At 56.3% G+C, this 6,723-nt stretch carries 5 protein-coding genes and 1 pseudogene; all 6 read left to right on the top strand.

Translation table 11 applies throughout. The features are described from left to right. Positions 1-225: pseudogene (locus B7G66_RS14155) on the top strand (MotA/TolQ/ExbB proton channel family protein); the annotation flags it as partial. Positions 226-227: 2 nt separating this feature from the next. Next, on the top strand, positions 228-650 hold the full coding sequence (locus B7G66_RS14160; protein WP_040510365.1) for an ExbD/TolR family protein: 423 nt from the start codon (positions 228-230) through the stop codon (positions 648-650). A 60-nt stretch (positions 651-710) separates the two neighbouring features. Further along, positions 711-1,148, top strand: a complete 438-nt coding sequence (locus tag B7G66_RS14165; protein ID WP_003617173.1) for an ExbD/TolR family protein — start codon at positions 711-713, stop codon at positions 1,146-1,148. A 1,335-nt stretch (positions 1,149-2,483) separates the two neighbouring features. Further along, positions 2,484-4,928, top strand: coding sequence for a TonB-dependent receptor (locus B7G66_RS14175; protein WP_237700322.1), 2,445 nt, complete (start codon positions 2,484-2,486; stop codon positions 4,926-4,928). Positions 4,929-5,077: 149 nt separating this feature from the next. Then, positions 5,078-5,269: a hypothetical protein gene (locus tag B7G66_RS17535; protein ID WP_141312653.1), complete on the top strand. Its 192-nt coding sequence runs from the start codon at positions 5,078-5,080 to the stop codon at positions 5,267-5,269. After that, a complete protein-coding gene (locus B7G66_RS14180; protein ID WP_040511304.1) occupies positions 5,241-6,584 on the top strand; it encodes a nucleobase:cation symporter-2 family protein in 1,344 nt (447 codons plus the stop codon). Before B7G66_RS17535 ends, B7G66_RS14180 begins: the two co-directional genes overlap by 29 nt. The last annotated feature ends 139 nt before the right edge of the window (positions 6,585-6,723 follow it).

Raw genomic sequence — 6,723 nt, forward strand, 5'->3', positions numbered from 1 at the left:
ATCATGACGGCCATCGGCCTTGGCACCGCGGTTCCGGCGGTTCTGGGCTACAACCTGCTGGTGCGCCGTAACAAGGGCGCGATGGATCTGGTGCGTAACTTCGCCGCTGACTTGCAGTCCATCCTGATGGGCGGCTATCGTCATGGTTCCGATCCGCAGAACACGATTGCGGTTCGTCCGGACAATTCTCCTACAACCACGACTATTGACAATCGGGTGGCCTGATCATGGGAATGCAAGTTGGAGGTGGCGGCGATGAAGACGAGGTGGTGTCGGCCATCAACACCACACCGCTTGTCGACGTCATGCTGGTGCTGCTGATCATCTTTCTGATCACTATTCCAGTTGCGACGCACACCATCACGGTAAAGCTGCCGATGGATGCAAACCAGCCGACCCGCACCGCGATTGATAACGTCGTGATCGCGGTGACGTCCAAGGGGCAGGCATATTGGGGAGAAACCCCGCTGAATGGCTATGCCGACCTCGAATCGCATCTGGAACATGCGGCGGCACAGAAGCCGCAGCCGCAGATCCAGATCCGGGGCGACATGGCCGCCAAGTATGAGGCAGTCGGCAAGGTTGTTGCGGCCTGTCAGCAGGCGGGCATCATTCACATTGACTTTATTACCGAACAGCCCCACGGCTGATCCTCGGTATCCATTCCCGGCCGGGAGGCAATCCCGGCCACTTTTGGGAGAATACGCGCCATGGGCATGAATGTCGGGTCCAGCAGCACGACAGAGGACGAAGGTATTGTAGATATCAATACCACGCCCCTGATTGACGTCATGCTTGTGCTGCTGATCATGCTGATCATTACCATCCCGATGCAGACGCATTCGGTTTCAATGGACCTGCCGCAGGGGAATCCTCCCCCCTCGACAGAGCCGGACCCACAGATTGATACGGTGTCGATTGATTTCGACAATACGATCACCTGGAACGGTGACCCGGTACCTGATGAAGCCGCACTTCAGGCGCATTTTACAGAGGCGGCGTCGATGCCGGTGCAGCCTGAAATGCACATCCATCCGGATCGTCTTGCCAATTACAAGACCGTGGCCCACGTCCTTGCCGATGCGCAGCGTCTTGGTATCACGAAGCTGGGCATTATCGGTAATGACCAGTTCATGGATGCGCAGTAAGGCGGCATAGCCTGCTATTACTGTTGCCACCGGGTTTGGGAAACGGCCTTTCGCATATCGCGAAGGGCCGTTTTTTCGTACGGTTACTGTTCCATATGCTCTTTCTGCCTGCCTTGCTCATATGGGATGCGGGTGGTGTCGGTGCTGGTGTTCAATGTCGCGGAAGGGGCTTTGGTGATGCTGCTTCCCGGAATGCGTCGCAAGGCATCATCTTTTTGAAGCTGCGCAGGCCCTTAAATCTTTGAGATCTTGCTTGGAAAAGCATGACCAGTATTGCGCTAGAACAATAAAATTTTTGATGAAGTTTTAAAAAACCTAGAAATAACCAATATTTTTAGAGGCTATTTGAAAAGTCGCGTTTAATAATATCCTGAAATTATAAAGGTTTTTGGTGAAGCTTTTTCCAAAAAGCTTCAGAAAACGCCGCCTTTTTCGATCGAAAGGCGGCACCCCAAAACTTTTCTTTTTTATCCAAGGGTTGTTTTCAAACAATCTCTTGAAAAAACGGTAGTGTCTGTAACTGCCGTTTTTCTTTTTCAAACAGTTTTTTATAGAGATGTTTTTTCCCCTGCTTTCATCTTCTGGCGTCCAGAAGGGCCTTTGCCGCCTTTGCCGCCTTTGCCGCCTTTGGGGACGGGGGCGCCGACATGCCGTGTCACTGGATGGATCTGTGCGGTGCCTCGATTCAGGATGGCAAAACAGGGGTGGGGATGTTCGCCCCGTGGGGTCTGGGGTGTAACGGAAAAAGAAACGGCCTGTTGCTGGTTCTGCATCCGGTGTTCCGGGTCTGTCGGTCCCAGATGGGGAATGATCCCTGTATTTGTTGCGGGATCGTTTTGTAATTCTACAAACACAGTAAAAACAGTCCTGTAAAACCGTCATTTCCTGATCGGTTCGTTGCGTTGCCAACCGGCTTTGCCCCTTTGGTGGGGATGCGCGCACACGATGTGGCGTGCATGCAGGTACATAAACAGCCTGTTGCTTTTTTTGGCCTTTCCCCCGTCATCTTATTTCCTTTAGGTCAACAAGACGCCTGCTGGCATCTGATCCTTTTCCATGATCGCGTATGGCGCGATGGCCATGCGGCGCGGTCGCATGGAGAAGGGGAATGCCTGTGGGATGGGGATCTGGGTGGATGACCTCGGGGGAGGTGCAGTCCTGTTATGCCGGATCGGAAGAGTAACAATGTTCGGGGGGACGGATGAACATCACGCTGAAATGCACTGCCCTGCCATCTGCGACCATGCTGTCAGCCGTTGACCTGCGCGTGCCATGCAACCGGGGATATGCGTCCCGGTACGGGAATGCATCGTGATGACTGGCGGATCGTCACGCATGCGCACGACAGGGGATGGGGGTATCATGGGAAAATATGCAATGGGCCTGCGCGCACGGCTATGTGCGGTTTCATGTCTTGCGGGGGCGGGGCTGGCGCTTGCGGGGACCATGGATCGGGCGCTTGCGGCAACGTCCGCACCCGCGGTGGCACATCGTGTTACGCATCGGGGGGCAGCAGCACGGCCGGCCGCCGCGCAGGGAACATCGGCGCATCCCGCGACGGCCATCCCCGCGACAGCCCTCCCTGAGACGCCAGAGGTCATCCATGTTTCGCGCGCCCGGGACGCCCGTGATGGTGGTGGCGGGATGATGCGTCTGGAAACCGCGCCCCATGCGGTCCAGACGGTGGGCAAGCAGTATATCGAGATGCGCAGTCCCACCAGTACGGGACTGGATCTGGTGAAAAACCTGCCCAGCCTGAATGTCACGACCCCGGATTCATCGGGCATGGAAGGGGGACAGATTCAGGTGCGTGGCCTGACGGACCTCGACATGGGGCTGATGCTTGATGGCGCACCGGCGGCGGCTGCGAAATATCTGGCGGAAAACATTGATTCCGAAAACCTTGAAAGTGTCGAGGTCACGCCAGGCAGCGCGGGCACCGATCTGCCGGTCATGTCGGCGGCGGGCGGTGTCATGAACGAACGTTCCCACACGGCATCGCACAAATTCGGGGGCATGACGGATTTTTCGTATGGCACGAACAACCTGTCACGCGAATTCATCCGCCTTGAATCCGGGGATATCGGCAATACGGGCGTGCGCAGCTTCTTTTCATTCTCCAACTCGCACGCGCGATCATGGATGGGATCGGGTATCAACCAGCGCAGGCATATTGATTTCGGGTTGCAAAAGGATTGGAAAAACGGATCGACGGCGCGGCTGTTCCTGTCATGGAATGCCGAGGATTTCACAATCGATTCCTATCCTGATGCCACGGCATTCTATAACTACAAACATACTGGCGTCGGATATGGCCGTAATTCCGATCCTTCCAGCGATAATTACTGGAAGAACAATAACGATCACTGGAACCAGATCTTTCTGACCGCACCTGTGCATGTGGTGCTGCCGTCACGCTTCTCCCTCGACCTGCAACCTTATTTCAGCTTTGGGCAGGGATGGGATGGTTCCCCTGGCGGGACGACGGCGTCCGACGGGTCGTACAATACGCTGTTCGGGTCGTCGGTGGCCTATTACAACAACGGGCAGCTTGCGACAAACCAGAACCTGACCAATTACTTCCTTCAAAACGAAGTGCGTCAGGTCGGTGCGGTGGCAAAGCTGAATTACCAGATCGACACGCATAACCATTTCTCGGTCGGGTACTGGTATGAAAATGCCCAGACCATCCAGTCCTATCCGCTCAGCGCCACGATGGCCAATGGCGCGAACCCCAGCCCCAACTGGGCACAGTACCAGATCAACAGCAACGCGGTATTTGGGCAGACCGCAGGATATGAACTGCATTCGCTGTTTGTGCAGGACACGGCAAAATATTTCAATGACCGACTGACGATCCATGCGGGCTTCAAATTCGTGATGTCCAATGCGTGGAACAAGCAGTGGATGAATCACAGTTCGAACTATACCGGCGCGCGTAGCGGGACCAACACGACTGAACCCCTGCCGCAGCTTTCGATCGGATATCAGTTCAATGATCATCACCAGATCTATGTGAACGCCGAAGGTGATTACCGTGAGCCAAGCGCCGTTGACCTTGGCTGGACCACGCCGGGAACGAAAATGCTCAAGAACCAGTATTCCATCAAGGAAGAGCTGGGCTATCGCTATCACGACAAATACGTGATGGTTGATCTTGCGCTGTTCAACTACAACGTGACGAACCGCATTCTCGACACCTATATCGGTGCGAACCAGTATGCCCCGATCGAGGGCGGGAACCAGACCATGCGTGGTTTTGACGTTATGGTGGCGGGCCGGTCATATTACGGGTTCAGCCCGTATGCCTCGTTCGAATATCTGCATGCGACGCAGGATTCCAATGTGACGGATGGCAATGGAAACCTGATCCGTGCCAAGGGCCAGCAGGCCATCATGGCGCCGCATGTCATGGCCAATTTCGGCCTGACCTATAAATACAAGGGCTTCTTCGCCAATGCGAGCGTCCATTACACCGGCCCGCAGTCGGTGGCGCTTGATAACAGTGAACGCATTCCCGGCTATGTCACCGATACGCTGTCGCTTGGGTATCGTTTCAAGCCGTTCCTGTATGCCAAATCGCCAACCTTCCGCCTGAACTTCACCAACCTGACGGGATCGGTCGTGCGCACCGGGGCGATGGGGGCGATTTATTCCGCGGGCAATCAGGGGGGATATAACGTCTATTACGGTGCAAGTGGTGGACGCAGTGCGAATGGCAACTCCTTCATGGTGGAACCGCGCTTCACCATGACCGGCACGATCTCCACCGCGTTCTGAGGGCGATGGCCCGTCGCGTTGACGCAAGGATGCGGCGGGCTGTTCGTATTGTCCTGTCCTGTCCTGTCCTGTCCTGTCCTGTCCGTTGCGGGGTGGAAAATGCGTGATGAACGGGTCATCACGCATCGGGCCGCGCACGGGCATGGCCCATGAAACATACCGTTCATCATGAAAGGTTCATGGAAGGTATTATTTCCAAAAGAGTCTTAATATTTAAGCATCTTTTGGAAGTTATGCCCCCGAACCTTTTCTTTGCATCCGCTGGCTGTTTTGGAACGGCCTTTTATCGTGATGCCGAAGGCAACGACCACCATGCAGCACAGCAGACCCCACCCGATTGATGAAGTCCCCCCGCTTGGCATGCTGTTTACGTTCGGGCTGCAGCATGCGCTTGTGATGTATTCGGGCACCGTGGCCGTGCCCCTCATCCTTGCCGCGACACTGGGTCTGGACATGGGGCAGACGATTACCCTGATCAATTCCGGTTTGATGACAGCAGGGATTGCCACAATCATCCAGGCCGTGGGGATCGGGAAGATTGGCTCCCGCCTGCCGATCGTGCAGGGGGCGTCGTTCGTGACGCTGGCGCCCATGGTGATGATTGGCAAGATGTATGGAAACAGCGCCATCTTTGGCGCGATCATCGGGGCGGGGGGCTGCACGTTGGTGCTGGCCCCGGCGCTGGGGCGGCTGATGCGGTTTATCCCACCCGTTGCGACGGGTTGTTTGTTAACGGTCATCGGCCTGACACTGATTCCGGTGGCAGGCGTATGGCTGGGGGGTGGGACGCCATCGGATGCGGCGTTCGGTACGTCCCCGAACCTTGTTCTGGGCGGCGTGACAATGGCGGTCACGCTGGCGGTCTATGCCGCGGGATCGGGTTTTATCTCCAATATCAGCGTGCTGCTTGGCCTGATTATCGGCAGCATCATCGCGCTGGCTTGTGGCATGGGTCATTTTCAGGCCGTGCATGATGCACCGTGGTTCGCGCTCAGCATGCCCATGGCCTTTGGCGTGCCGACCTTTCATGTGGTGCCGGTGTTGATCATGACGCTGACGATGCTGGTGATCCTTGCGGAAACGACGGGCAACTGTATTGCCGTGGGGCGCATTACCGAACGCCCCATGGACGAGGAAACGCTGATCGCGGCGTTCCGTGCGGATGGCCTGTCCACCATGTTGGGGGGGCTGTTCAACAGCTTTCCCTATAACGCGTTTACGCAGAATACCGGCCTGATCGCGATGACCAACATCCGCAGCCGCTTTGTCGTCGCGGCGGCGGGGGTGGTGCTGATCGTGCTGGGCCTGTTCCCGAAACTCGGCGCGGTGATCGCGGCCATGCCCGCGCCGGTACTGGGGGGATGTGCGCTGGTGATGTTCGGGATGACGGCGGTGGGGGGCATCCGCGAACTGTTGCATGTCCGTTTCGAGGGCACGCGCAATGGCATGATTGCGGCGGTTTCCATGGGGCTGGGCATGTTGCCGATGTCATGTCCCATCCTGTTGGCGCATGTCAGCGGGATGGCGCGGCTGTTTCTTGGTAACGGGGTGTTTTTGTGCGTGTGTTCGGCCGTGGTGCTTAACCTGCTGATCGGAGAGAAGATCCCCACGCTGGAGGAGGAACTCCATCCCGACACCGCGCGGCAGGTGCCCTGACCCCAAAGGATTGTAAAAGCGCGGCTTTGTCCCTCTGGCTGAGGGAGTGTTTGAAAACAAATCATTGATAAAAATAAGAAAAGTTTTTGGGTGCTGCCTTTTTTTAAAAAGGCGGCGTCTTCTGAAGCTTTTTGGAAAA

Origin of the sequence: Novacetimonas hansenii JCM 7643, from assembly GCF_000964405.1 — a bacterium.
GTDB classification, from domain to species: domain Bacteria; phylum Pseudomonadota; class Alphaproteobacteria; order Acetobacterales; family Acetobacteraceae; genus Novacetimonas; species Novacetimonas hansenii.